The sequence below is a fragment of the Rhizobium sp. SG_E_25_P2 genome, from assembly GCF_029892285.1.
GTDB lineage: Bacteria > Pseudomonadota > Alphaproteobacteria > Rhizobiales > Rhizobiaceae > Rhizobium_E.
Genome location: NZ_JARXVM010000001.1, coordinates 204,321 through 230,678, shown reverse-complemented (window position 1 = coordinate 230,678; position 26,358 = coordinate 204,321). Strand labels below are relative to the sequence as shown.

Annotated in this window: 16 protein-coding genes and 1 tRNA gene; 9 read left to right on the top strand and 8 right to left on the bottom strand. The window is 60.6% G+C overall.

Features of this window, described 5'->3' with window-relative positions; translation table 11 throughout:
• Nucleotides 1–20 precede the first annotated feature (20 nt).
• The 5 genes from M2360_RS01020 to M2360_RS01000 all read right to left on the bottom strand — a co-directional run bounded on the left by M2360_RS01020 (nucleotide 21) and on the right by M2360_RS01000 (nucleotide 6,692).
• A complete protein-coding gene (locus M2360_RS01020; protein ID WP_280772506.1) occupies nucleotides 21–989 on the bottom strand; it encodes an aliphatic sulfonate ABC transporter substrate-binding protein in 969 nt (322 codons plus the stop codon).
• Nucleotides 990–1,109: 120 nt separating this feature from the next.
• Nucleotides 1,110–1,574 carry an Rrf2 family transcriptional regulator gene (locus M2360_RS01015; RefSeq protein WP_280772505.1) on the bottom strand — a complete coding sequence of 155 codons (465 nt, stop codon included), beginning with the start codon at nucleotides 1,572–1,574 and terminating at the stop codon, nucleotides 1,110–1,112.
• Between the two features lie 59 nt (nucleotides 1,575–1,633).
• Complete coding sequence (locus M2360_RS01010) at nucleotides 1,634–2,992, bottom strand: FAD/NAD(P)-binding protein (protein WP_280773054.1); 1,359 nt, start codon at nucleotides 2,990–2,992, stop codon at nucleotides 1,634–1,636.
• A 1,352-nt stretch (nucleotides 2,993–4,344) separates the two neighbouring features.
• A complete protein-coding gene (locus tag M2360_RS01005) occupies nucleotides 4,345–6,186 on the bottom strand; it encodes an adenylate/guanylate cyclase domain-containing protein (RefSeq protein ID WP_280772504.1) in 1,842 nt (613 codons plus the stop codon).
• Nucleotides 6,183–6,692, bottom strand: coding sequence for a FecR domain-containing protein (locus M2360_RS01000; RefSeq protein WP_280772503.1), 510 nt, complete (start codon nucleotides 6,690–6,692; stop codon nucleotides 6,183–6,185). Before M2360_RS01000 ends, M2360_RS01005 begins: the two co-directional genes overlap by 4 nt.
• Nucleotides 6,693–6,809: 117 nt before the next feature.
• Between M2360_RS01000 and M2360_RS00995 the strand changes: the two genes are divergently transcribed.
• Nucleotides 6,810–7,508, top strand: coding sequence for a Crp/Fnr family transcriptional regulator (locus M2360_RS00995; RefSeq protein WP_280772502.1), 699 nt, complete (start codon nucleotides 6,810–6,812; stop codon nucleotides 7,506–7,508).
• Between the two features lie 286 nt (nucleotides 7,509–7,794).
• On the opposite strand, the gene M2360_RS00990 is transcribed toward M2360_RS00995, so the two are convergent.
• On the bottom strand, nucleotides 7,795–8,838 hold the full coding sequence (locus tag M2360_RS00990) for a helix-turn-helix domain-containing protein (protein ID WP_280772501.1): 1,044 nt from the start codon (nucleotides 8,836–8,838) through the stop codon (nucleotides 7,795–7,797).
• A gap of 857 nt (nucleotides 8,839–9,695) precedes the next feature.
• Between M2360_RS00990 and M2360_RS00985 the strand changes: the two genes are divergently transcribed.
• The 3 genes from M2360_RS00985 (at nucleotide 9,696) to M2360_RS00975 (ending at nucleotide 18,492) form a co-directional block, all read left to right on the top strand.
• The gene (locus M2360_RS00985) at nucleotides 9,696–11,687 is read left to right on the top strand and encodes a calcium-binding protein (RefSeq protein ID WP_280772500.1); all 1,992 of its coding nucleotides are present in this window, start codon (nucleotides 9,696–9,698) and stop codon (nucleotides 11,685–11,687) included.
• A 159-nt stretch (nucleotides 11,688–11,846) separates the two neighbouring features.
• On the top strand, nucleotides 11,847–17,210 hold the full coding sequence (locus tag M2360_RS00980) for a calcium-binding protein (RefSeq protein WP_280772499.1): 5,364 nt from the start codon (nucleotides 11,847–11,849) through the stop codon (nucleotides 17,208–17,210).
• Nucleotides 17,211–18,060: 850 nt separating this feature from the next.
• Nucleotides 18,061–18,492, top strand: a complete 432-nt coding sequence (locus M2360_RS00975) for a hypothetical protein (RefSeq protein ID WP_280772498.1) — start codon at nucleotides 18,061–18,063, stop codon at nucleotides 18,490–18,492.
• Nucleotides 18,493–18,768: 276 nt separating this feature from the next.
• On the opposite strand, the gene M2360_RS00970 is transcribed toward M2360_RS00975, so the two are convergent.
• Both M2360_RS00970 and M2360_RS00965 read right to left on the bottom strand, forming a co-directional pair.
• Nucleotides 18,769–18,844 (bottom strand) — tRNA-Ala (locus tag M2360_RS00970).
• A gap of 138 nt (nucleotides 18,845–18,982) precedes the next feature.
• Nucleotides 18,983–19,372: a TIGR02300 family protein gene (locus tag M2360_RS00965; RefSeq protein WP_280772497.1), complete on the bottom strand. Its 390-nt coding sequence runs from the start codon at nucleotides 19,370–19,372 to the stop codon at nucleotides 18,983–18,985.
• Between the two features lie 300 nt (nucleotides 19,373–19,672).
• Here M2360_RS00965 and M2360_RS00960 point away from each other — a divergent pair, with 300 nt between their 5' ends.
• From M2360_RS00960 to rpsA, 5 genes are all read left to right on the top strand, one after another.
• Complete coding sequence (locus M2360_RS00960) at nucleotides 19,673–20,281, top strand: glutathione S-transferase N-terminal domain-containing protein (protein WP_280772496.1); 609 nt, start codon at nucleotides 19,673–19,675, stop codon at nucleotides 20,279–20,281.
• A 206-nt stretch (nucleotides 20,282–20,487) separates the two neighbouring features.
• Nucleotides 20,488–21,705 carry an efflux RND transporter periplasmic adaptor subunit gene (locus M2360_RS00955; protein WP_280772495.1) on the top strand — a complete coding sequence of 406 codons (1,218 nt, stop codon included), beginning with the start codon at nucleotides 20,488–20,490 and terminating at the stop codon, nucleotides 21,703–21,705.
• A 2-nt stretch (nucleotides 21,706–21,707) separates the two neighbouring features.
• Nucleotides 21,708–23,669: a MacB family efflux pump subunit gene (locus tag M2360_RS00950; RefSeq protein ID WP_280772494.1), complete on the top strand. Its 1,962-nt coding sequence runs from the start codon at nucleotides 21,708–21,710 to the stop codon at nucleotides 23,667–23,669.
• 137 nt (nucleotides 23,670–23,806) lie between these two features.
• On the top strand, nucleotides 23,807–24,433 hold the full coding sequence (gene cmk, locus M2360_RS00945) for a (d)CMP kinase (RefSeq protein ID WP_280772493.1): 627 nt from the start codon (nucleotides 23,807–23,809) through the stop codon (nucleotides 24,431–24,433).
• A 134-nt stretch (nucleotides 24,434–24,567) separates the two neighbouring features.
• Nucleotides 24,568–26,271: a 30S ribosomal protein S1 gene (gene rpsA / locus M2360_RS00940; protein ID WP_280772492.1), complete on the top strand. Its 1,704-nt coding sequence runs from the start codon at nucleotides 24,568–24,570 to the stop codon at nucleotides 26,269–26,271.
• Nucleotides 26,272–26,358: the final 87 nt, after the last annotated feature.

Here is a 26,358-nt window from a genome sequence, read left to right as displayed (position 1 = left end):
GCCTCCTGTCGCTGGGGATGTCAGGATTGCTTCGGGCGCCAGACGATGTCGCTCACCGTCAGCTGGCGCGGCAGAACCTTGTAGGCGTAAAAGTCATCGGCAAGCTGCTGCTGATACTGGACTGCCGCATCCGAAACCGTCGCCACAGCGGAGAGATCGGACCCGGCGCGGGTCAGCGTCACCTTGGTTATGTCCTCCTTGACGCCGGTAATGTCGGACAGGGCCCTGGCGGTGCCGTCGATATCCGCCTGGGCAACCTGGCCGAGTTTCGCCAGTTCGTCGAGGATCTCGACCACAAGTTCGGGATAGGCGGCGACGAAATCGCCATTGCCTAGGAAATAGCCCCAGGCGTCGACGATGCCTTCCGACGTAACCAGAAGACGGGTTTCCGGATCGGACTGGGCGACAGCGAAGAACGGATCCCAGATGGCCCAGGCGTCGACCGAACCATTCTTGAAGGCGGCTCCAGCGTCAGGTGGCGGCAGATCGACGCTTTCGATATCAGCGGGCGTCAGACCGGCCTTGGCGAGCGCTTTGAAGGCGAAGTTGTGGGCCGACGAGCCGCGCTTATAGGCAACCTTCTTGCCCTTGAGATCCTCGATCTTCTGGATCGGAGAGTCCTTCTTGACGAGCAGTCCGTGGAACGCAGCCGGCGGCTTGTAGGTGCCGACATAAAGCAGATTTCCACCCGCAGCCTGGGCAAAAAGCGGTGGCACGTCGCCGGTGGGGCCAAAGTCGATCGCATTGGCGCCCAACGCTTCAAGCAGAGGCGGTCCGGAATTGAACTCCGACCATTCGATGGCGACATTCCTGTCCTTGAGCCGCGCCTCAAGCACGCCGCGGCTCTTGGCCAGCGCGAGAATCCCAAATTTCTGCCAGCCGATGCGGAGTTTGATTTCTTCCGACGCGCGGACGGCGGCGCCTCCGGCGATGAACAGTGTTGAAGCGCCGGCGGCGGCAATTTTCAGAGTTTGGCGGCGGTTGATCATCTCAGTCATCTCCAATCGGTTATCTATGCAAACTCTATATAATCTACCAAATTAGTATATTATATTTTTTTGCAAATTTGGAGGGAAAGTAGGATTTTTGTTCCGCCGCGCTCGGTTATCTTAGCTTGAAGCGGGCGGTCGGAGACGCTGGAAGGCTGAAAACCCATTCTGCTCCGTCTTGGCGAGGTCGGCCAGCGTTTGCGCATCGAGAATATCCGAGATCGCGTCCCGAACTTCAGTCATGGCCCTCCGCACGAGGCATTCCGTCACGTCGTTGCAATCGTGGCAGGGGGCGAAAGCGGTGCGGCTCGCGCAACTGATAGGCGCAAGTGGTCCGTCCAGAACCCGCATGCAGGCGCCAATGGAAATGTCCTCGGCCCGACGCGCCAGAGCATAGCCGCCAGCGCGACCTTTGCGCGACTTAACCAGGCCGCTTCGCCGCAGTTCCAAGAGAATGGTGTCGAGAAACTTCTTCGGAATACGCTCGGCCAGAGCGATCTCTGCGGCGAAAGCCATTTCGCCCTCTGGCAACGAGGCGAGGGCGATCATTGCCTTCAAGCCATATTTGCCCTTCTTGGTGAGCATTGCGCCTGCTCCTTCTTATCGATTTTTTTTCGCTTACTGCTGTGGTGGCGATCGGCGCGTCAGGACAATTCTTTTGCGATTCGCCCGGCGACAGCCGCCGCCTGCACCCTGATGTCGGGCACGGCGAAAATTTCGAAGAACTGCCCGACCGTCATCGGGCCGAGCGCAAAAGCCGATCGGGACGCCTCGCCAACCTCGTTGATCAGCCGGGACTCCTGGTCTACCGCTAAGCCGAGGCCCATCACGTCGCTCCGGATCATCCCCCGTGAGGACATTTTCTTCAAAAGTGGCGTCTTGGAGATCGAACATCGGTCCATCCCGGTGCAATTGATCAGCCAATCGGAGCTGATTTGCCGCAAGGTCCGGGAGTGGCGGTCAAAATAGGCGGACCGCACTTTGCCGTCGGCCTGGTAGACTTCCCTGAGCCAGCCGGCTGCCACGGAAACCTGACCGGATTGGCGCAATTGTGAGAAGCTTTCCCACATGTCAGGCGCGAGGCGGTGCCGATGAATGCTCCACCAGGCATTGGCGTGTCTGAGGAAGCGAGCGCGCTCAGACGTCGAGAGATGCTGCCACAGAGACTGCGTGATGGGACGAAGCCCGTCTACGACGGCGCGCCAATCCTCGGCTTTCGAGGCCGCTTCACGCAACGCCTTCATCATGCCGCTAAGAGGTTTCGAGCCGGGTTCGAAAGTCGGCGCAACAGGGTGGCTGCGGGGAACCCGGTGCGGCAATGGCGTCAGGCCATGGCGTGAAATCACCTGAATACGCCCCTGGTGCCGGCGGGCCTTGAGAGACAGGACCTGGTCGATCATGGTCAATCCGGAGCCGAGCATTACGATCTCGTCGTTCGGGTCCGTTTTCTCCATCCAGGGATCTGACCAGACATTCAAGCAAATGCGGGATCGTGCTTCCGGCGCCAGTTTCTCCGGGGCAACCGGTAGACCGGCGGGCGTGCCGCCTATGCAGAAAATGCTCTTTTTCGCATGCAGCAGTTGTCCATCGCTCAGGTGATACACTTGCTGTTCGTCCGTCAACTGTTCGCAGTCCAGGACTTCGGCGTCGACCAGCCATACTTGTGCGCTATTGTCGGCGCGGAGCAATCTGTCCGCCAGTGTGTCCTGCAAATAGCGGCCATAGAGCTGTCGCGGAATGAAGTCTTCGGCGCCGAACTCTGTTGCTTCCTCGGCAAGCCATTCACAGAGATGGTCCGGTTTGTCGGCAAGCAGACTCATTCTTCCTGCGGGAACGTTCAGGCGATGCCAGGGCTCAGTCGTGGAATAGGCAACGCCGCGGCCCAAGCCGCTTTTGCGCGATACGAGCGCGACAGTTGTGTCCTGACCAAGGCGATCAAGGACATTGATGACGGTCGCAACCGCCGAAAACCCTCCGCCAATTACCGCGATATCGACCTGCATATAAAATCTCCATATTCTATATAAATGGTAGATAATAACGGTGGATCTGTCAACGCTGATGCGGCCTTGACGACAAATGTCTGGCTCCGTTGTTAACAGTTGCGGTCGGGCGCGGACGAAGCCGCTCTTCAGCCGCAGACTAACATGCTGCAGGTGGCGCAAATTACGCTATCACATTGCCGCGCCTTTCTGGCCAGGGCCTACTTGCCGCAAACGCATGAGATATTGCTCCACGCCCACGGGTACGGCTTCCGTGTGTTCTGCGGCGTTGAATGCTTGGTTGGAACAGCATTGTCAGGACCTGTGGCGGGAGACGCCGCATGGCGCCTGGCCCGGCGGCCACGTCTGCAGCCCCACAAGCCATCAAAGGTGCGCGCCGCGCTCCCCGCAACGATATGCCTGATGCCAGGGCGGGATTACCCAACCGGACCGGCGGTGTCCCGGTTGTCATGAGGTGGGGCGCGTCGGGGTAGAGTTCTACGTCAAAGTCAATCCAAGGCAGGGTGACGATGTTCTCATTGCCACGCACGCTCGCATTGGCCGCCGCATTTGTGTGTGGTCCTGAACGTTCGTCGAAAGCGAAAAAGTTTTACGGTGGAGGCGCCATGTCCGGTCGTGGCTGTTACCCAATGCCGTGTCGGCGTCAGGCATATGATCCCCTGGCGGAGATAAAGAGGCCGCGCGAGCTAACCCACGGAAATGTCGGGTCTCTTTGGAGGAGTGCAGTTTCGGTGATTTCTGGGAAGTAAATTTGGTGGAGTAGCCAGTTCAACCAGTTTCGGTCTGGAAACAGGCGAAATCCTCGCGGGCTGGGTTATGAAATATAACTCGCAAAATCGCATAAATAGGCGAGTTCCGAGCTTTCAGGTCCACACAAAGCCACTGGAAAACAGGTCAAATCGGTGGCGTAAAGCGGGATCGGATTGCTGTTCCGCGAGATAGGGTTGCCGTTAGCTGACCCGGCTTTGCATTCTTTCGCTATCCCGTTGCGACTAAACGAACGGCCGTTGCAGCCTCACGGACGCGTGTTGCCGCAGACTGGACCGCCTTTGCGCTATGGTGCATACGGATTGTCATAGTCCGAGATCGACCGCCAAGCAGCTGGCGACGGACAGTGCTCAGGCGTTCTACACTGATCAGCCATCGGCAGTAAGGTAAAAAGAAATGGAGGGTCGCCGGCGGCCACGTCTGCGGCTCCATTATTCCTGAGGGGTGTCATGTTTTATTCTCGGCGCGCGCAAGCATGGCCGGGGCATTCGAGTTTGATAGTGAGCGTGCGGCGAAAACTTAATTGTCTTCCGGTGTTGGCCCCACGTCCGGCCGCCGGAATTGCCCAAATTTACGCGTGGTCGTCAGGCCTGTGATGCTGCATCGTCTGCGGACCAAAACGCGACGTCCAGGGTTTGTTGGCGGCCTCTAATCTCGCATCGCGCGTATTGGCGGTCGCCGGTGAGCAGTTCCTCCAGCCCTGCAGCCCGGATCACCTCTGCCGATAAAGCGACCGAAGCAGAATGCGATTTGGCGACTTCCAGAAGCCGGCTTGCAACGTTGACGCAATCGCCAATGGCTGCGACCTGCTGGTGTGTCTCGTGGCCGAGACGCGAGAGGATCACTTGGCCATAATGCACGCCGATGCGCACGACATTCGATTCTCCTGACCTTCCGTCGGCGTCCCATTCATGTATCGCTCGAACCAGGTTGAATGCCGTGAGAATGGCGTTGGATGCGTCCTGCGAATGTTGATCGGGAACGCCGAAGGCGACCATCACGCCGTCGCCCATGAAATCCATCGCCACCCCCTGGCGCCGCTCGGCTTCTTCGACGACGATCGTGTGGAAAGCCTTGAGCATGTCGCGGGTCCGCAGAGGGCCGAGGCGTTCGCTCACGCCCGTGTAGCCTGCAAGATCAACGAACAGGATCGCCGCCGACAATTCGCGCGGTTCGAGAAGAAATGTCGGGTCTTCGGCGATCCGTCGCGCGAGAGCCGATGCCTGAAATCGTTCCAGAGCGGATCGGGCGGAGATCATTCGACGCATCTCAAAGCGATCGAAAACCTGCCTGACGACGATTGTCGCCGCGACCGGCGGAAGGCTCGCTGCGATGGGTAAAGCCCCGCTCAACCAGTAAAACTGCCCGAAGGCGATCGCAGCGACCGTGAGCCAAGCAAGAAGCAGAGCCGCGAAAGCAATTGACCCTGCGGCCATTGGCAGAAACGCCACCATCGCGATGCCGGCAAAAGTGATGAGCGCGGCCAAGACCGCGTCGATGCGCCGGACGACCGTATCACGAACTAGGGCGGATCCGTCGATAAGATTGGACACGCCTGTCGCGAGAACCTCGACGCCCGGCATGATCTGGTCGAACGGAGTGTTGAACCGATCTCCGACCCCTGTCGCTGTGACGCCCAGCATGACCAGACGACCTGTAAGATCACTGTGAAGATCCTCGCCGTTCAGCAGTCTCAAGGCGCTCACCGTATGCACGGTTCGTCCAGGACCATAATAATTGAGCGACAAGTGCCAGCCGAGATCAAGCGGATAGGTGCGGGCTCCCATGCGCAAACCATCGGTTGTCAATGTCGGCAACTCGCCAAACTGGAAACTCGCGGCTCGAATGACCAGCGACGCCTCCAGGGCCGGTTGGGCATCGAATATCATGGGAATCTGTCGCGGCGTGCCGCCGGCGTCGGTCGCGACATTGACCAGACCCAGTTGCGCGGACGCCTCAAGGACCGGCAGAGGCCGCAACAGCTCGGTCGGCTTGGGCATGGGCGAGATCCGTTCCTGCCGATCCGCGAACTGGGCCGCGCCCGCGATCGCCACGGGAAACCGGCTTATCGCGGCGGCAAGGGCCTTGTCCGCCTCGTCTTCCGTCGGCCCGACGAGCAAGATGTCGATAGCGATGCCGGTCGCTCCGGCCAGCCTGATGCCGTCGACAAGTCGCGCCAGTTGCCGGCGGTCCAACGGATAGCGCCCGGCTGCGGCGACTGTGGCGTCATCGATCGCCACAATCGCGACTTTGGCGGACGGCGGCCGGACGCCGATCAGGTGGATTCTCACATCAAGCAGCGCCGTCTCTATCTTGTCGACGAAACTTGCGGCGCCATGGGCATGTTTAAGCGCAAGTTGTCCAGCCCACAGAGCTCCGATTGTCAGCAGACTGACGATGCACCATATCGGCAGGCTCGTTTTCATCGCGCGAAGCGGGAGAGAAGTCTTTCCGCTCGTTCCCGCCCCCAGACGATGGACGTTAAGGGCCGGCCCGCTGAGACATCCGCGCCTTCGCCTGGCCGCAGGACAACCGTCTCGGAACCGTCGGCCCTGGACACGGCAACCTCACCTCTCATCACGAAAACCGACGTCGTCTCCAACTGCACGTCGACGATATAGGAGGTGCCGCGCACGGCGGCGATCGCTTGCGGGGTCAGTATCTGAAACGCGCCGCTGCCCGGTTTGACTTCGATCAGAACCGCCTTGCGGGCGATCATGGCGCCGACCGGTCGGTTTTCCGCAGGGTCGCCGGATAAACGGAGATCCGCCGCCGCCTCAGCTTCCAGCACGAGTCCATTTTCGCAGCGATAGACGACCCTCGCCGGGGCGCGCAAATTCTCGCGCTTGCAAGAGGCGTCGGCCGCTTCCGACGAAACCGACAAAGCCAGGGCCGACAAGGCGAGCAGAAAGAGAAGGGGCGAAGTCTTCACGGCAGGCTCTCGATATATCTTGACGCGATGGGTTCGTTATCGGATTGCAATTCCTGAATGTCAATTTAGCTTTGGCGACCGTGGATATTTAGTTCATTTTTGACGGCGGGAAGACGGATGAGCGACATCGGCGTCGACAAGGAAAAGTTGCTCGGGCAGAGCCTGGTGTTTCAGGCGCTTGACAATGAGGGACGGCGACGTCTCGCGGCGTTCGCGCATGTCAAACGGTTCGCAGCTGGCGAGACGATTTTCGATATGGGCGAGCCAGGCTCCAGCATGATGGCCATCGCCGAGGGAACGGTGCGGGTCGAACTCGCAACCTCCGGCGGGAAAGATGTCATCTTGGCTGAATTGCGCGCCGGCGACGTATTCGGCGAGATCGCTCTGCTTGACGGCGGTGACCGTTCCGCCAGCGTCCGCTCGATTAGCAACAGCACCTTGGTCGTGCTGGAGCGGCGGGTCCTGCTGGACGTGTTGCAGCGACATCCGCAATTTTCCATCCGGCTGATCGAACTCTTGTGCCGGCGGGTCAGGCGTTCGGACGAGCGGATGATGGAAGTCGCGTTTATGGACCTGCCCCAGCGACTCGCGCGCCTGCTGCTCCGCCTGTCGGCCGCATCTCCCGCGAGCGCCGAAGCCCCGCAGGCCAGGCTGTCCTTGTCCCAATCGGAACTGGCCCGAATGATCGGAAATACGCGCGAAAACGTCAATCGGTGTCTGCGCAAGTGGCAGGAAGGAGGCCTGGTCGAACTGAAAGATGGTTGGCTCGTCCTTCAGAACCGATCCGCGCTCAGTAGTCTGGCTGAGAGCGAATGACGTAAAGCCGTTCGGCGTTCGCATGTCGAGAACGATCGCGTTTACATCGCCCTGGAACGGCGAGGTTCGGAACCTGTCAGGCAACCGGCGCTCAACAGGATGCCGTCCAGTCCGGTAAGCGCCGCCCGCGAGACCTCTGAGCTGGATGTAAACCCGCTTGAAATCCTGAGCCAGAACATCAAGGCCAACCGAGAACATGATGATGGGTGAAACGATTTCGACGAGCATATAAGCTTCTCAGGTGAGGTGTCCGCGCTATGGCGTGACTGCGTTGTTGTGAAATTGCTCAGTTCTCGGACTTGCGCAGCAGCCAGTCCACGAAGGAGGTCGGCGCCGCGCTTTGCGGCGAGAAGCCTGCGCGCGCCGCCGCGCGCGCCTCGGTGGGACTGAAGCCGTACCGCGCGTGGAACTGCCTGTTGAAGGATGAGAGGTTGGTGAAGCCGTACTCGTAGGCGATTGAACTCACAAGTCTGCCGTCAGACGTCTTCGAAAGTATGGAGTAGCAGGCGGCCAGTCGGCGATTGCGGACATAGGTCGCGACCCCGCCTTGCGTCTCGAACAGGTAGAAGAGTTGCCGTCGCGACACGCCGATGGCAGCGCAAATACGATTGACAGTCAGTTCGGCGGAACGAAGATTGGCGTTGATGTAGCGGCGGGCCCGGTCGAATTCGATCGCCGCCACCGGCGCTTGAGCATTGTCGAGCGCGGCAGGCGAGCCTGCGATCAGCGCCCGGACGAGCTGGCCGAACGCGTCCGCGACCGCAGAGGCTTCGCCAATCGTCAGGCCATTCGCCCGGTTTGCGACGGACAGGACGAAGTCGCGCAGAATGCGCGACATTGGCCCGTGCACGAGTTGGTGCGCGGCGTGGTCGAGCTTGTCGGCTATGTCCCAGAAGTCGTCCCGCGTGAAGAACATTCCGCTGAAATTTGTCCTGTCCATGACGCCGGAAAAGGGGCTAGCGTAGGAATGCAGGATCAATTCACCCGCAGGCACTTTGAATTCCCGGTCATGGCTTTCGTAGCCGACCGGACCTTGCGTCACCACGCTGATGCACCAGTGATCGAAGCCGGAGCGACGCACGATATCGCGCGTGTAGCGGAAGTTCATAGGCGAAAGCTGGAATGATGTCAGTTGCAGCGAACCCAGGCGGCAAGACTCTGCACTTGCGAGGAAGCCTTGAGCGGGCGGCGCTATCGCCTCCAGATCGCTCATAGATGCTGTAAAGTCGCACCAGGCGTCGAATTGCTCTTCCCGACGCACGCTTGCGGTTGAAAATCGCTGTTTGGGGATCGGCGTTCGGTCGCCGATAAGGCTGTTATGCAGTTTCATCGAAATTTTTCCGTAGCTGAAACGTATTTACTAATGTGCTTGCCGATTTCTCGCGGGGTATGAAAAATCCCGGCTCTTCCCGCAGCGGTGGCGCATGCCTTTGTGTAGCGGATTTTCGCAGAGTTTTCCCTTTTGGGTGACGAAAAATCATTGTCGCTGTCGACGCCTTAGGAAATAGTCTGATCGACGATAAAAATGCGCAATACCTGGTCAAGAGACATTCCTTCTGAGGATGAATGGCGATCTCTTCGTCTGTGTGTTTTTGGCTCCGGTTCTTTCTAGGGGCTTGATCGTGGTCACACATGTGACGCGCGACACACCGGATAGGCGCGTGTTGCTGTCGGGGTCGAGGCTTTAGTGCCCGCTGACACTATGGTGGTTTCTGTGGACCACGGAGCCACGCCGTTTCTTCAATGAAACATGTGTTCGGAGAAGCTTCGGACAACGCGACTTGAAGCGGTCGCCGAGCGTGTGCGAGCTCGACCTGCCGCCTTGGAGCCTGGTAATTTACGATCATTATTTCCCGATATTGTTCCGCTTCCTCCGTCGAATGGCTGCGCATCTGTCCCCCCATAGGGGTTGATTGCGCGCGACGCGAAAACTCTTGCACCAAATGCCAAGCCCTCGTCCGTGACCTGTCCAGGGCTCCTGCTAGATAGGGCGTGATAGGTCGGGGCGGCTATCCGCAGCAGGCTCGCCGCCTGACCCGCGTGGCGAGACGGCAGAGGCGGATCTGCGATGACAGTGCTGTGATGCGCGACACAGATCCGGTCCCGACCTTCCGGCATGATGCGGCTTCAGTGATCGCGCCGAACGCGACGCCATGAATGTTTCAATTGATTGAGAGGACCAGGACAATGAGCGCCAACGCCACTGCAAATGACGAGACCCAAGTCAACACCACATCGGCGGGCGAACAGCTCGATGCCTCGATCATCGCCCTTGCCGATGGCGGCTGGGTGGTCGTGTGGACCCAGAGCATCGAGGCCCAGGAAAACCAGATCATCGAGGGACAGAGAAATATCACGGTGTTCCAGCGCTATGGCGCCAATGGGGCGCCGTTGGGCGCCGAGACCCAGGTGAGCCTTGAGAACACGGTCTCGGGTCAAATCGACCCGGTGGTGACGGCGCTCGCCGATGGCGGATTCGTCATTGCCTGGGAGGACCAGTTCGCCGGCGAGGGAGACAGCGGCGTGTTCACCCAGCGATATGACGCCAAGGGTGTCGCCAAGGGATCGATCGAGGTTCTAAGCACGTCCACGACGATCAACGGGACCGTGCCATCTATCACCACGCTGGACGATGGCGGTTGGGTGGTCACCTGGAGCGAGAGCGGCGGCATTCTCCAGCAGCGCTTTGATGCTCAAGGGGCGGGTTCCGGCACTGTCACGCAGGTCAATAGCCTCGACGGCGGGGATGTCGAAGACGCCTTTGTCTCTGCTCTCTCCGATGGCGGTTGGGTCGTCACCTGGCAGGACGAGGATTCCGCGGGCAACGGCGTATTTCTCCAGCGCTTCGACAAGGACGGAAACAAGATCGGCTCGCAATCGCAGGTCAATCTCACATCGGCAGCCGCCCAGCAGGACGTGGTTGTCACCGGTCTGGTCGGCGGCGGCTGGGTGGTCGCGTGGGAATCCGGCGGCGACCAGGATGGCGAGAGCTTCGGCGTCTACCAGATGCGCTTCGGCGCGGATGGGGTCGCGCTCACTGGCGAGGTTCTGGTCAACTCGACCACCGGCGGCAACCAGAGCGATGCCTCGGTCACGGCTCTTGCCGATGGCGGCTGGGTCGTTGCCTGGGAGGGGGACGATCAGGATGGCGACGGATCGGGCATATATCTGCAGCGCTATGACGCCGACGGCGATCGCGTCGGATCGGAGACGCTTGTCAACGCCGGGACGGCGGATGATCAGACCAAACCCGTCGTCACCGCCCTGCCGAGTGGGGGATTCGTCGTTTCCTGGGTTTCTGAAGGGCAGGATGGTGACGCGTCGGGCGTTTTCCAGCGCGTCTTCGCCGCCGACGTCAAGGGGACCGCGAACGCGGACACGTTGAAAGGCTCGGCCTTCGACGAGACGCTGAAGGGCTTGGCCGGCAACGACATTCTGAACGGCAAGGCCGGCGCTGACAGATTGGAGGGTGGCGCCGGCAACGATACCTATGTGATCGACAATGCCGGCGACGTCGTCGTGGAAAAAGCCAATGCCGGCGCCGACACGGTGCGCGCCAGCCTCAGCTACACGCTGGGCGCCAATGTCGAGAACCTTGTGCTGATCGGCTCCGACGATACAAACGGGGTGGGCAACGATCTGAACAACACGATCACCGGCAATTCCGGCGCCAACATCCTCGACGGTGACGGCGGCAAGGATACGCTCGCCGGCGGCGCCGGCAACGACCGGCTGCTTGGCGGCGGCGGCAGGGACAATCTCCTGGGCGGTTCCGGCAACGACCGCATGGAGGGAGGCTCCGGCAATGACAGGCTGACCGGCAATTCTGGCGCCGATATTCTCTTCGGCGGCTCCGGCGCCGACCGGTTCATCTTCACCGCGTTCTCCGATTCGACTGTTTCGTCGTCCGGCCGCGACGTCATCAAGGATTTCAGCCGCAGCGAGGGCGACCTGTTCGACCTCTCCCTCCTCGACGCCAGCAGCAAGGCTTCCGGCAACCAGGCCTTCTCCTTTATCGGCGAAGCGACCAGCTTCAACGGCAAAGCCGGCGAGCTTCGCTACGCCACTTCCGGCGGCGACACCTTCATTCACGCAGACGTCGACGGCGACCGGAAATCGGACTTCTCGATCCGCATCGACGCCGACATCGACCTCGTGAAGGGCGATTTCATCCTCTGATCGCCACGCCTCTCCGGAGCCGCCGTCGTGGCGATCGCGCGGCAATTCCCTGTGTTGATCGTCACAGGGATGCGGCCCGGGGATCTGCCATAAGGCCTGCATCAGCCCAACGCCTCGGATGCGAGGCAGATTTTCAGATTGTTTACAAGGACAACGGATATGAGCACGAATGACACCGAACTGAACGCCCTCCTGGATCAGACGCTGGACGGCGCATCGAGCCCTGCGGCGCTCGCCGCCGCCGGCGATACCGTGACCGGCACGGCGGGCAACGAAACGCTGACCGGAACTGATGGCGACGACGTGATCGACGGCGGCGCGGGCGTAGACCGGATGGTCGGCGGAGCCGGCGACGATACCTATATTGTGGACAATGCCGGCGACGCGACCGTCGAAGAGGCCGATGGCGGCGTCGACACCGTCCAGTCCGCCGTCACGCTTACGCTCGGCGATTTCCTCGAGAACCTGACGCTGTTGGGGTCGGGCAATATCATTGGAACCGGCAACAGTCTCGACAATGTGCTGATCGGCAATACCGGCAACAACACGCTGATAGGGCTGGCTGGCGACGACGTTCTCGATGGCGGCGCCGGCGCCGACCGCATGGCCGGCGGTCTCGGCGACGACATCTATGTGATGGACAATGCAAGCGATGTCATTATCGAGGATGCAAACAGCGGCGTCGATACGATCCGATCGAGCGTCAACCAGACGCTCGGCAACAATATCGAAAACATCGTTCTGCTGGGCTCGTCGAATATCAACGGCACGGGCAATAGCGTCAACAATTCGATCACCGGCAACACCGGCGACAACACGCTGAGCGGCGCTGCCGGCGACGACGCGCTGTTCGGCCTGGCGGGCAACGATACGCTCGACGGCGGCGCGGGCGCCGATCGGATGGAGGGCGGCGCCGGCAACGACACCTATCTCGTCGATGATGCCGATGACCTGACGATCGAGGATGCCGACGCTGGCGTCGATACGGTGCGGTCGAGCATCGGACTGACGCTTGCCGACAATATCGAGAACCTCGAACTGCTCGACGGCTCGGCGATCGACGGCGCCGGCAACGCCCTCGACAACAGGCTCACGGGAAATTCCGGCAACAACATTCTGAGCGGCGGCGGCGGCAGCGATACCCTGGCCGGGGGGGCCGGCAACGATAGGCTCGACGGCGGTGCGGGCGCCGACCGCATGGAAGGCGGCAACGGCAACGACACCTATATCGTCGATAATGCCGGCGATCTCGTGGTCGAACTGGGCAATGACGGCTCCGGCAATGACACGGTGAAGGCGAGCGTCTCGTACACGCTCACCGATTTCGTCGACACTCTCATTCTGGCCGGTTCCGCCAATTTGAACGGCGCCGGCAATGATTTAAACAATACGATCACCGGCAACTCCGGCAATAACAGCCTCAGCGGGGGCGAGGGAAATGACACGCTGAACGGCGGCGCCGGCGGCGACACGCTCGACGGCGGAGCAGACGCTGACCGTCTCGTGGGCGGCGACGGCGACGATATCTATGTGGTCGACAACGGCGACGACGAGGTGGTCGAACTGGTCAATGACGGCCGGGATCTCGTCCGCTCCGCCGTGTCATACACGCTCACCGCCAATGTCGAGGATCTCCTGCTCCAGGGCGGGGGAACGATCGAAGGTTCGGGCAACAATTCTGACAATAGCCTGACCGGCAACGCCGCCAAAAACGTGCTGCGTGGCTTCGGCGGCGAGGACCTGCTGGATGGCGGCCTCGGCGCCGACCGGATGGAAGGGGGCGCCGATAACGACACCTATCTCGTCGATGACGTGAATGACCAGGCGGTGGAATCGGGCAATTCCGGCTTCGACACGGTGCGCTCCAGCGTGACCTTCACCCTCGGCGCCAATGTCGAGGAACTCGTTCTCGTCGGCTCCGGCGATCTCGACGGGACCGGCAACAGCCTGGACAACGTCATTATCGGAACATCCGGCGTCAACCTGCTCGACGGCGGTTCGGGCGCTGACACGCTCCAAGGCGGCGCAGGCAACGACACCTATATCGTCGACGATATCGACGACCTCGTCATCGAAGATGCAGGCGCTGGCGACGATATCGTGCAAACGAGCGTCACATGGGCGCTCGGCGCCAATCTGGAAAAGCTGGTGCTGCTTGGATCGTCTGCGATCAACGGAACGGGCAACAGTCTCGACAATCAGCTGACGGGAAATAGCAACGCCAATACGCTCGATGGCGGCGCGGGCGCAGATGTGATGGAGGCCGGAGGCGGCAACGATATTTATATCGTCGACAATATCGGCGACAAGGCCGTTGAGGCGGCGAACGCCGGGACCGACGCGGTGCGGTCGAGCGTCTCGTTCAGCCTTGGCGATAATCTTGAAAAACTGATTCTGACCGGTTCCGCCAATTTGGACGCTACGGGCAACCAGCTTGCCAACGAGCTGACCGGCAATACCGGCAACAATCTGCTCGATGGCGGCGCGGGCGCCGACCTGATGGTCGGCGGCCTCGGCAACGACGTCTATGTGGTGGACAATATCGGCGACGTCGTCTCCGAGGCGGCGAATGCCGGCATCGACACGGTCCGGTCGAGTATCAACCTCACGCTTGTCGAAAATCTCGAGAACCTCGTTCTCCTGGGTTCGACCAACATCAACGGCGTCGGCAACAACGCCAGCAACGTGATCACTGGCAACACCGGCGGCAATACGCTCTCCGGCGCGAACGGCAACGACACGCTCATCGGCCTGGCCGGCGACGATACGCTCGATGGCGGCGCCGACGCCGATCGTATGGAGGGCGGCGCGGGCAATGACACCTATATCGTCGACAACGCCAACGATGTCACGGTCGAGGACGCCGATGCCGGCACAGATACGGTTCAATCGAGCATCACGCTGACGCTACGCGCCAATGTCGAGAATCTCGTGCTGACCGGTTCGGCTGGCATCAACGGCAGCGGCAACAGCCTCGACAATACGATCACCGGAAACGGCGCCAACAACACGCTGAGCGGCGGCGGCGGCAATGACATCCTGTTCGGCCTCAACGGCAACGACACTCTTGATGGCGGCGCGGGCGGCGACCGGATGGAAGGCGGCAATGGCGACGACATCTATATCGTCGACGACGCCGGCGATCTCGTGGTGGAACTGGGCAACGACGGCTCCGGCAATGACACGGTGCGGTCGAGCGTCACATATACGCTCACCGATTTTGTCGACACTCTTATCCTGACCGGCTCGGCCAACCTTAACGGCGCCGGCACCGACTTAGGCAACACGTTGACCGGAAACACCGGCGACAACATTCTCAACGGCCTCGACGGAAACGACCTCCTGAACGGCGGCGCCGGCAATGACACGCTGGATGGTGGCGCCGGTTCCGATCGCCTAGCGGGTGGCCTCGGCGATGACACCTATATCGTCGACAATGGAGGCGACAACATCGTCGAAGACGCCAATGCCGGAACCGACACGGTCCGGTCGAGCATCAACCTCACCCTCGTCGAAAATCTCGAGAATCTGGTCCTTCTGGGCGCTGCCGCCATCAATGGAACCGGCAATGCCCTCGACAATTCGATTGTGGGCAACAGCGCCCGCAACATCCTGATCGGTCTCGGCGGCAACGACACGCTCGACGGCGGCGCGGGCAACGACCGCATGGAAGGCGGCGCCGGCAACGACGTCTACATCGTCGACAACGCCGCCGACGAGGTGGTCGAGGCGGCCGGTTCTGGCTCAGACTCCGTCAGGACGAGTATTTCTCTCACATTGGTCGAGAATGTCGAGGCGCTATTGCTGCTCGGGAACGCCGATATCAACGGCACCGGCAACGGCCTCGACAATCTACTGACCGGCAATGCCGGCGCCAACAGCCTGGACGGCGGGGCCGGAAACGACAATCTTAAAGGTCTCGGCGGCAACGACACGCTTGATGGGGGCCAGGGCATCGACCGGCTTGAAGGCGGCAGCGGCGACGACACATATCTCACCGATGGTGTGGACATCATCATTGAGGACGTCGACGGCGGTATCGACACGGTGCGGTCGACCAGCAACAACGCCGCGCTGGGCACCAACGTTGAAAATCTGGTGTTGTTCGGAACGCTTGGCATAAACGGCGCTGGCAACGAACTCGACAATGAGCTGACGGGCAATGCCGGCGCCAACACGCTGACCGGCAATGCCGGCGACGACACGCTCGACGGCGGCGATGGCGTCGACCGGCTTGAAGGCGGTCTCGGCGACGACATCTATATCACCGATGGCGCGGATGTCATTGTCGAAGATGTTGATGGCGGCATCGATACCGTGCGGTCGAGTGGCAACAACACCAAGTTGAGCGCCAATGTCGAAAGCTTGGTTCTGCTGGGAACGCTGGCCATCAGCGGCGGCGGCAACGAACTGGACAACGTACTGACCGGCAATGCCAGCGCCAACACGCTGACGGGCAATGGCGGCGCCGATATGCTCGACGGCGGCGACGGCATTGATCGTCTTGATGGCGGCGACGGCGACGATATCTACATTCTCGACGATGCCGGTGACACAGACGACTTGGTCATCGAGGATGCAAATGCCGGAACCGACACCGTGCGAGCCTCGATCAACCATACGCTTGCGGTGAATGTCGAGAATCTCGTTCTGCTCGACACCGGAAGCCTCCTGGGGACCGGCAATGACGGCGCAAACACGATCACTGGCAATTCCGGCGACAACACGCTGTTTGGTCTTTCCGGCAATGACATGCTGAACGGCGGAGCCGGGGCCGACCGCATGGAGGGCGGCGTTGGCAACGACACCTACATGGTCGACAATTCGGGCGATGTGGTCATCGAAGCCGCCGATGCCGGCGTCGATACGGTACGGACGGCGCGCAGCTATACCCTGACTGTCAATTTCGAGAATCTCGTTCTGATAGGTTCTGGCAACGTCACCGGCGCGGGCAACAGCCTGAAGAACGTGATCACCGGAAACAACGGCGACAATACGCTGAACGGCGCTAACGGTAATGACACCCTCGAAGGCGGTGATGGCGCCGACACGCTCAATGGCGGGGCGGGCAATGACCGTCTGATCGACGGCGCCGGTGACGACAACCTCGTCGGAGGAAACGGCAACGACCGGATCGAAGCGAGCGCGGGCAAGGACCGCCTGACCGGCAATATCGGAGCCGACACCCTCGTTGGCGGCGCCGACGCCGATCGATTCATCTTCAAATCCCTTGACGATTCCACCGTCGCCTCGTCGGGACGCGACGTGATCAGCGATTTCAGCCATAATCAGGCTGACAAAATTGATCTCGCCTCCATCGACGCCTCGACGAAGAACTCCGGCAACCAGACCTTTGCCTTCATAGGCGAGAACGCGTTCAGCGGCGCGGCGGGCGAGCTTCGCTATGTGAATTCCGGCGGTGACACCTTTATTCATGGTGACGTCAACGGTGATAAAAACGCTGACTTCACGATCCTGATCGATGCGACGATCGATTTCGTGAAAGGAGACTTTATTCTCTAAGGACGCAATGCCGCTGAGGGGAATTCCAGGGCCGCTATGCTCGGTCCTGGTGTGGCGGAGTCTACATTCATCGCTTGACCGGAAAACTTCGGATCAGGTCTACTTCAACCAGCCGCAGACAATTCCGCTCGCGGTATAACCAGCGCCGGAAACCACTTAACAATCGGCACAAAACTGTTCAGCCAAACCGAGCCACTTCTCAAAGACGTTTGTTGCGAGGCCTGAATAGCCCCTAGATTCCTCGGTGGTTCAAGTTGGAGTGATAATCAACAGCCCAGGCGCTCTGATTAAAAACGATTATCGACAGAAATGAACAACTCCAGATCGAATATCGTCGATTGAGGAAAGACTTATCCTTTCCTCAATCTCTACAGTTTGCCTTGGGCCTGGCGCTTGGAGACGTAGCTCGTACCAAACTCAGGCGACATCAGAGAGTTGGAAGGCCCGCCGCTCCGTCGTCCTTGGCGGAGCGCCTATATCAACAAAAAATCGCTTTGCGATAATGTCGAGATATTGTCGAGCGTAGCGAGAAGAAGCGCTTCCTCATCGCCTCCTTTGCCGTCGGTACCGAACCAGAGCCGGTGGGCGTCGCCTTCGAACAGGAAGGTCGGCGAGGCGCCGGATGTTGAATTTCAGCTGGATTTGACCCGTTTTTTCATTTCGCGGTGTACCACCTAACTGAAACTATAGCTTTGATCGCCAACATTTTCTCGTAGCGCAGGCGGATCCCTTCGAAATGAAAAAGTGGTTTAAATCGAAGTGATAATCAACACGCCTGATCTTCAAGGCGATCACGGTCGCTCCCAGCGCCATCCGATTCGACATCAACCGCGACGCGCTGATCAAGGCCTTGATTCCCGACGATCAACATGGCGCCGCAAAACCAACAGACTCCACCGACAACAACCATGATGATGACGAAACCTCCATCATCACCGTGCCGATGACCATGAAACGCCGCGGCGTCGAGATGCGCATGGTGGTATCGGCAGGCACTGGGCGAGAGCCGGATCAGGCGTTGATCGATCTCATCGCCCGGGCGCACATCTATCTCAACCGCCTCACCAACGGCTCGGCATCCTCGATCGCCGAACTCGCCGATCAGCTCGGCGTGCATCGCGCCGATATCAGCCGCATTCTGCCGCTGGCCTTCCTGTCGCCGCAGCTGACCGAATCGATTCTCTCCGGTCGTCAGCCTGCCGATCTGACCGTCCGCACGCTCTCACGGCTGGTGGACATTCCAGCAAGCTGGTCAGAGCAGGCCGCGCTGCTCGGCGGGTAAAAATACCACAACGCATTCCCAAATGATCATCCACAGTCCGCGTCTTCAAGGCGCGGGCTGTCTCGTTCCAGATAGACGTATCCAGACCACCACGCCCACCCGCCAAAATTAGTGGACGCAGGTGAGGGCCGACAGAGACTGCGGCCGGGAAAGGGCGGAAAGAGAGGAGATATGGCCAGGCGTTTGGGGGAGATAAAGAGACAGCCGCCGCTAACCCGCGGAAATGTCGGGTCTCTTTGGAGCAGTGCAGTTTCGGTGAGTTCTGGGAAGAAAATTTGGTGGAGCTAAGCGGGATCGAACCGCTGACCTCTTGCATGCCATGCAAGCGCTCTCCCAGCTGAGCTATAGCCCCATCCTTGCCGTGTCCGGCGGGTGGTCCCGACGTCGTTTCCGTGTCGGTGGCCGCTGTATATTGTCGCTCATTCGGATTGGCAAGCGATAAAATGAATTCGGGCCGATTTTTTTTATCGGCCCGGAAAAGTCAGCAAAATCAAACTTCGTCTTCGTCAGAACCGACGCCGATCAGGCCGGTCATGTCGTCTTCGTCCTCATCCTCGTCCTGTTCGAGGAAGGTGTCGTCGTCATCGTCGCCAATATCGACGTCGTCGTCGCCGAGATCCGGAATCTCTTCGGCGCCAGCTGCTTCGTCGTCGGCTTCCTCAAGCGACACGAGCTCGACTTCCGTGGTTTCGGCGTCGACTTCGGCGACATCCTCTTCCTCGTCCTTCTCCAGGACCTTGGCCACCGAATGCTCTTCGAAGAAGGAGAGCGGATAGGATTTGCCGGTATAGGGCGAGACGACCGGATCGCGGTTCAGGTCGTAAAACTTCTTGCCCGTTTCCGGGTCGATGCGCTTGGTTCCGAGTTCGGGTTTTGCCACGTCTAGACCTCTTGAGTGGTAAGCTTGAAAAGAAGCCGTCCGAAATGCCGGAAACGGCGGCCGCCATAGCGGCGATGGTCATTTTCAGGGATCACGCCCTTATCTTTCTTGGGCGCGTCTGTCAAAGCCTAATCGCCCCGCGAATCAATGGCGCTGCTTGATTATGGCTGAAAGTTTTCGAACGCCGATACGGCTTTTTCAGGCTTGCCGCCGAGAATGCAACATCGGCGGAATGTCTTGCTCTTGCCGAAAGGCCTGCGGCGCGGGATAACTGCGCCAACGCAATCGAGAAAACCGGTCATGCTCTCCTTGTTCTTTTCCGCTGGCAGCTGCGCGCTGGCCACCCGCATCGTTCTCGAAGAAATCGGCGCGCCCTATGAACTCGTCCGGGTCGACCTCTCCCAGAAGCAGCAATCGTCTCCGGATTTCCTTGCGATCAATCCGAAAGGCCGCGTGCCCGCGCTGGTGACCGATCACGGCGCGCTCACGGAGACGCCGGCATTGCTTGCCTATCTGGCGCAGGCGTTTCCCGAGGCGGAACTTGCGCCGATTGGCGATCCATTCGCCTTCGCTGAACTGCAGGCGTTCAATTCCTACCTGGCATCGACGGTTCATGTCGCGCATGCGCATGGCCGACGGGGGACGCGTTGGGCTTCCGAGCCGGCCTCGATCGAAGACATGAAGCGCAAAGTGCCGGACACCATGTCCGCATGCATGGCGCTGATCGAGAAGGATCTGTTTCGCGGACCCTGGGTGATGGGAGAGGCCTATAGCGTCGCCGACGCCTATCTCTTCACCATCGAAGGCTGGCTGGCGGGTGACGGCGTCGACATCAACGCGTTTCCCCACCTTGCCGATCACTTTCTCCGCATGGGCGAGCGTCCGGCCGTGCAACGCGCGCTCGCCTGACGCGAAGAAGCGTCTCTCCAAGGTAAAGTTTTGTAAGACTTCGGACTTCGCCTTTGACGCGACCGCTTGCTGCGCCTACATCGCCTGGAGAACACCGAAGGCGTTTCGCCGGGCCGGACCTCTCTTCAACCACGCTCGCCATAGAAGCGCGCGAAATGGAAGACGTCCATTCGGCCGGATGGCGCATCGAATGGAGTCCGACGACAATGAAAAAATGGGCTGGCTGGCTGACGCTGGCAATCCTGCTGATTGCGGCGGCCGGCGGCTACTTTTGGCTCAGCCGAACCGAGGCCGACGATCCCCTGGCCAATGTTATTACGTCCAAGGCCTCGCGCGGCGATATCGAGGTGGCGGTTCTGGCGACCGGGACCGTGCGTCCGGCAAGACTGGTGGCGGTGGGCGCGCAAGCCTCCGGCCGGATCACCGATCTCCATGTCAAGCTTGGCCAGACGGTGTCCGAAGGCGATCTGATCGCCGAGATCGACAGTCTGACCCAGCAGAATGCGCTCAAGACCGCCGAAGCTTCGCTCGCCAATGTCCGGGCTCAACGAGACGAGAAACAAGCGTCGTTGACCTATGCTTTGTCGGCGCTTGAACGATCGCGGCAGGGCCTGCCCAGTCGCGCCACCTCGCAGGACGCCTTCGAAAGCGCCGAGACGACGGTGGCGACCACGCGCGCGCAGATCGCCGCGCTCGAGGCGCAGATCGCCGAAGCCGAGGTGGCGGTGGCCAACGCCAAGGTGGATCTCGGCTATACCAGGATCACCGCGCCCATGGATGGAACGGTGCTGCTGATCGTGGCGCAACAGGGCCAGACGGTCAACGCCACGCAAACGGCCCCAACCATCGTCGTTCTCGGCCAAATCGATCGCATGTTGATCCAGGCGGAGATTTCCGAAGCGGATGTCGTCAATGTCAGGCCAGGGCAGGATGTCTATTTCACCGTGCTCGGCGATGGCGACCGGCGCTGGGACGCAAAGCTCGATTCAATCGACCCGGCTCCTGACAGCCTGCGTTCGGATTCGGAGATTTCGACCTCCAGTTCGTCGAGCAGCTCCAGCAGTTCGTCCTCGACATCAGAAGCCATATACTACTACGGCCGGTTCACCGCGCCCAATGCCGATGGGGTTCTCAAGACCTATATGACCGCGCAAGTGCATATCGTGCTGGGCCGCGCCGATAATGTTGTGCTCGTTCCCGCCTCCGCAATTCGTCCGCCCGCGACACCCGGCGGCAAGAATCGCGTCGAGGTGGTCGGGCCCAAAAAGACGATTGTCCTGCGCGAGGTCGAAATCGGCCTGAGCGACAAATTGCGCACTGAAATCAAATCGGGGCTCGAGGAGGGGGATGTGGTGGTGACCAGCCGGGGCTCCGCCACGGCCCAGGCCACCAATGATTTCGGCCCGCCGCCGATGAGGCTCTAGCCATGGCTGACCCGCTCATCTCGCTCCGCAAGGTCCGGCGGGAATTTCCCGCTGGCGAAGATGTAATCACTGTCCTTGAGGACGTGGATCTCGAAATCGCCAGTGGCGAATTCGTCGCGATCATCGGCCCCTCGGGTTCGGGCAAATCCACGTTGATGAATATTCTCGGCTGTCTGGACCGACCGAGCGGTGGGGACTACCGCATTGGCGGGCGGCTGACATCGGATCTCGATCCCGACGAGCTCGCCCAGCTGCGCCGCGAGCATTTTGGCTTCATTTTCCAGCGATATCATCTGCTCGGGGAACTGACGGCGCTGTCCAACGCCGAGATACCGGCGATCTATTCCGGCATGTCCGCGTCCGAGCGGCGCAGCCGCGCAAAAGCGATGCTGGAGCGCCTGGGCATGGGCGAGCGGCTGACCCATCGACCCGGCCAGTTGTCGGGCGGCCAGCAGCAACGCGTGTCGATCGCGCGCGCGCTCATCAATGGGGCCGACGTCATCCTCGCCGATGAGCCGACCGGCGCGCTCGACACGAAGACAGGCGAGGAGATGCTGAAGATCCTCGAAGAGTTGAACGCCGAGGGCCATACGGTGATCATTGTCACCCATGACATGGCCGTGGCCCGCCGCGCCCATCGTGTGGTGGAGATTTCCGACGGCCGGATCGTCGCAGACCGCAGGACTGAGGCCGCGGCGCGGAAACCTGTTTCGGCGTCGGACCCGGTTTCGCGGCGGAAAGCCGCGTCCGGAAACGCCGTCATGGCCGGTTTCGACCGGTTTGGCGAGGCGTTTCGCATGGCGCTCATCGCCATGAACGCGCATCGATTGCGCACCTTTCTCACCATGCTCGGCATCATCATCGGCATCGCCTCCGTCGTCAGCGTCGTGGCGATCGGCGCGGGCTCGCAGAAGATCGTGCTGGAGGAGATTTCCCGCCTGGGCGCCAATACGCTGGAAATTTTCCCCGGCAAGAATTTCGGCGATGTCCGCTCCGAAAAGGTCCAGACGCTGGTCCTTGCCGATGCGGAGGCGCTCGCCGCCCAGCCTTACGCAGCCGGGGTTACCCCGACGGTGACGAAGAGCCTGACCTTGCGGCGTGGATCTCAGGAGGCCTCGGCGCTCGTCAACGGCGTCGGCCCCGGTTTTTTCAGTGTGCGCAACGCCTCGCTCGCCTCCGGTCGTTTTTTCGACGCTTCGAGCGTCGATACGCTCGCCCAGGACGTCGTCATCGACGACAATACCCGCAAGACGCTGTTTTCCGACGAGGACGCCGTCGGCCAGATCCTGCTGGTCGGTTCGGTCCCCTGTCGGATCATCGGAGTCATCGAGCCTCAAGAGCAGAGTTTCGGCGGTTCCGGCAACCTGAACGTCTACCTGCCGTTCTCGACTGTTCAGGCCCGCATGACGGGGGAAACAAGCCTGCGCTCCATTCTCCTCAAGGTCGCGGACGACGCCAATACGACGCTCGCCGAACAGGCGGCGACCGAGTTTTTGACGGCGCGGCATGGAAGCAAGGACTTCTTCATTTTCAACACCGACCAGATCCGCCAGACGATCACGGCGACCGCGCAGACACTGACGCTGCTGGTGGCGGCTATCGCGGTGATTTCGTTGGTCGTCGGCGGCATTGGCGTGATGAACATCATGCTGGTGTCCGTCTCCGAGCGGGTGCAGGAGATCGGCGTGCGCATGGCGGTCGGCGCGCGCCGCTCGGATATTCTCCAGCAGTTTTTGACCGAAGCGGTGCTGGTGTGCTTCGTCGGTGGTTTCCTCGGGGTGGCGACGGCTTTTGGTCTTGGCGGGCTCGTGTCGCTGCTGACCGATAAATTCGCCTTCATCTATTCGACGCCGTCGATCATCGGCGCATTCGTCGTCTCCACGCTGATCGGCATCCTGTTCGGCTTCCTGCCGGCGCGCAACGCCTCTCGGCTCGATCCTGTCGTGGCGCTCAGCCGGGCCTAGCGCCGCCCGGCGGCGTAACGAACATAGTTCCAAACCAATTCGCCGGCTTGAGCTTGGCAAGGGCCGCGTCTCTGCCTATGAAAAACTTCGCGCCAATGCGATAGTTTCATGATTCTTGTGACGATCAGGATTTGGGAATGCCGACAATAGCCATCGATGGCCCCGCCGCCGCCGGAAAGGGAACGCTCTCCCGGAAGATCGCGGACGCCTATGGCTTTCATCACCTCGACACCGGCCTCACATATCGCGCGGTGGCCAAGGCCATGCTCGATCAAGGGCTTGCCCTTGACGATGAAACCCAGGCCGCCGGCGCCGCGCGGCGGCTTGATCTTTCGCAGCTCGATCGAACCGTTTTATCGGCGCATGCGATTGGCGAGGCGGCATCCCGCATTGCCGTGATGCCGGATATGCGGCGAGAACTCGTAGAGGCGCAGCGGCGCTTTGCGCACCGGGAGCCTGGCGCGGTGCTCGACGGTCGCGACATCGGCACCGTGGTCTGCCCGGATGCGGAAGTGAAACTTTACGTGACGGCCTCGCCGGAAGTGCGCGCCCAAAGGCGGCTGGACGAAATTCGCGCCAGTGGCGGATCGGGCGATTTCAAAACGGTTCTCGCCGATCTGATTCAGCGAGACGCGCGTGATATGGGACGCGCCGACAGTCCGTTGAAACCAGCGGCTGATGCGCACTTGATTGATACGTCTGAAATGGGTATAGAGGCGGCGTTTCAGGCAGCGAAGGCTATCATCGACGCTCGCTTGAAATAGGTTTTCCCATGCTCCGCGCGCCGGAACAGCCCTGACATTAAAAGGGCCGGACCATCGGGACGATCTGTGTACAACCTAACCCCCGGCGCTTTTCGGCGGCTTTTTTGACAAATCGTCGCCTGTTTGGAGAACCAATGTCCGCAGCTAACTCCCTGAAGGAGGACTTCGCGTCCCTCCTCGAAGAATCCTTTTCCAAGGTCGACCTCGCCGAAGGCTATGTGACCAAGGGCATCATTACCGGCATTGAGAAGGACGTCGCCATCGTTGACGTCGGCCTCAAGGTCGAAGGCCGCATCGCGCTCAAGGAATTCGGCGCCCGCGCCAAGGACGGCACGCTGAAGGTCGGCGACGAAGTTGAAGTTTATGTCGATCGCATCGAAAACGCCATGGGCGAAGCTGTCCTGTCGCGCGAGAAGGCTCGCCGCGAGGAAAGCTGGACCAAGCTGGAAGTCAAGTTCAACGCCGGCGAACGCGTCGAAGGCGTGATCTTCAACCAGGTCAAGGGCGGCTTCACCGTCGATCTCGACGGCGCCATCGCCTTCCTGCCGCGCTCGCAGGTCGACATCCGTCCGATCCGCGACGTCACCCCGCTGATGCATGTTCCGCAGCCCTTCGAAATCCTCAAGATGGACAAGCGTCGCGGCAACATCGTCGTGTCGCGCCGCACGGTTCTCGAAGAGTCCCGCGCTGAGCAGCGTTCTGAAATCGTCCAGAACCTTGAAGAAGGTCAGGTCGTTGAAGGCGTTGTCAAGAACATCACCGATTACGGCGCATTCGTCGATCTCGGCGGCATCGATGGTCTGCTGCACGTCACGGATATGGCTTGGCGTCGCGTCAACCATCCGTCGGAAATCCTGTCCATTGGCCAGCAGGTCAAGGTTCAGATCATCCGCATCAACCAGGAAACCCATCGTATCTCGCTCGGCATGAAGCAGCTCGAGTCCGATCCCTGGGGCGATATTGGCGCCAAGTATCCGGTTGGCAAGAAGATCACCGGCACTGTCACCAACATCACCGATTACGGTGCGTTCGTTGAGCTGGAGCCTGGCATCGAAGGCCTCATCCACATCTCCGAAATGTCCTGGACCAAGAAGAACGTCCATCCCGGCAAGATCCTGTCGACCACGCAGGAAGTCGATGTCGTCGTTCTCGAAGTCGATCCGTCCAAGCGCCGCATCTCGCTCGGCCTCAAGCAGACGCTTGAGAACCCCTGGCAGGCCTTCGCCAATGCCCATCCGGCTGGCGCAGTCGTTGAAGGCGAAGTCAAGAACAAGACCGAATTCGGCCTGTTCATTGGCCTCGACGGCGACGTTGACGGCATGGTGCACCTCTCCGACCTCGACTGGAACCGTCCGGGCGAACAGGTCATCGAAGAGTTCAACAAGGGCGATGTCGTCAAGGCTGTCGTTCTCGATGTGGACGTCGACAAGGAGCGCATCTCGCTCGGCATCAAGCAGCTCGGCAAGGACGCTGTCGGCGAAGCCGCAACGTCTGGCGATCTGCGCAAGAACGCCGTCGTCTCGTGCGAAGTGCTCGCCACCAACGATGGCGGCATCGAAGTGAAGCTGGTCAACCACGAAGAGCTGGTGTCGTTCATCCGCCGCGCGGACCTGTCCCGCGATCGCGACGAACAGCGCCCCGAGCGCTTCCAGGTCGGTCAGGTTGTCGACGCGCGCGTCACCAACTTCTCCAAGAAGGACCGTAAGGTTCAGCTTTCGATCAAGGCGCTGGAAATCGCCGAAGAGAAGGAAGCCGTCGCTCAGTTCGGTTCGTCCGACTCGGGCGCGTCGCTCGGCGACATTCTCGGCGCGGCTCTGAAGAACCGCGGCGGCGAATAAGCCTCTCGTCGATTGAAGTTACTGACCCCGTCGGCTCTGGCCGGCGGGGTTTGTTTTTGTGGCGACTCCAAGCCGGAAATCCGGTCT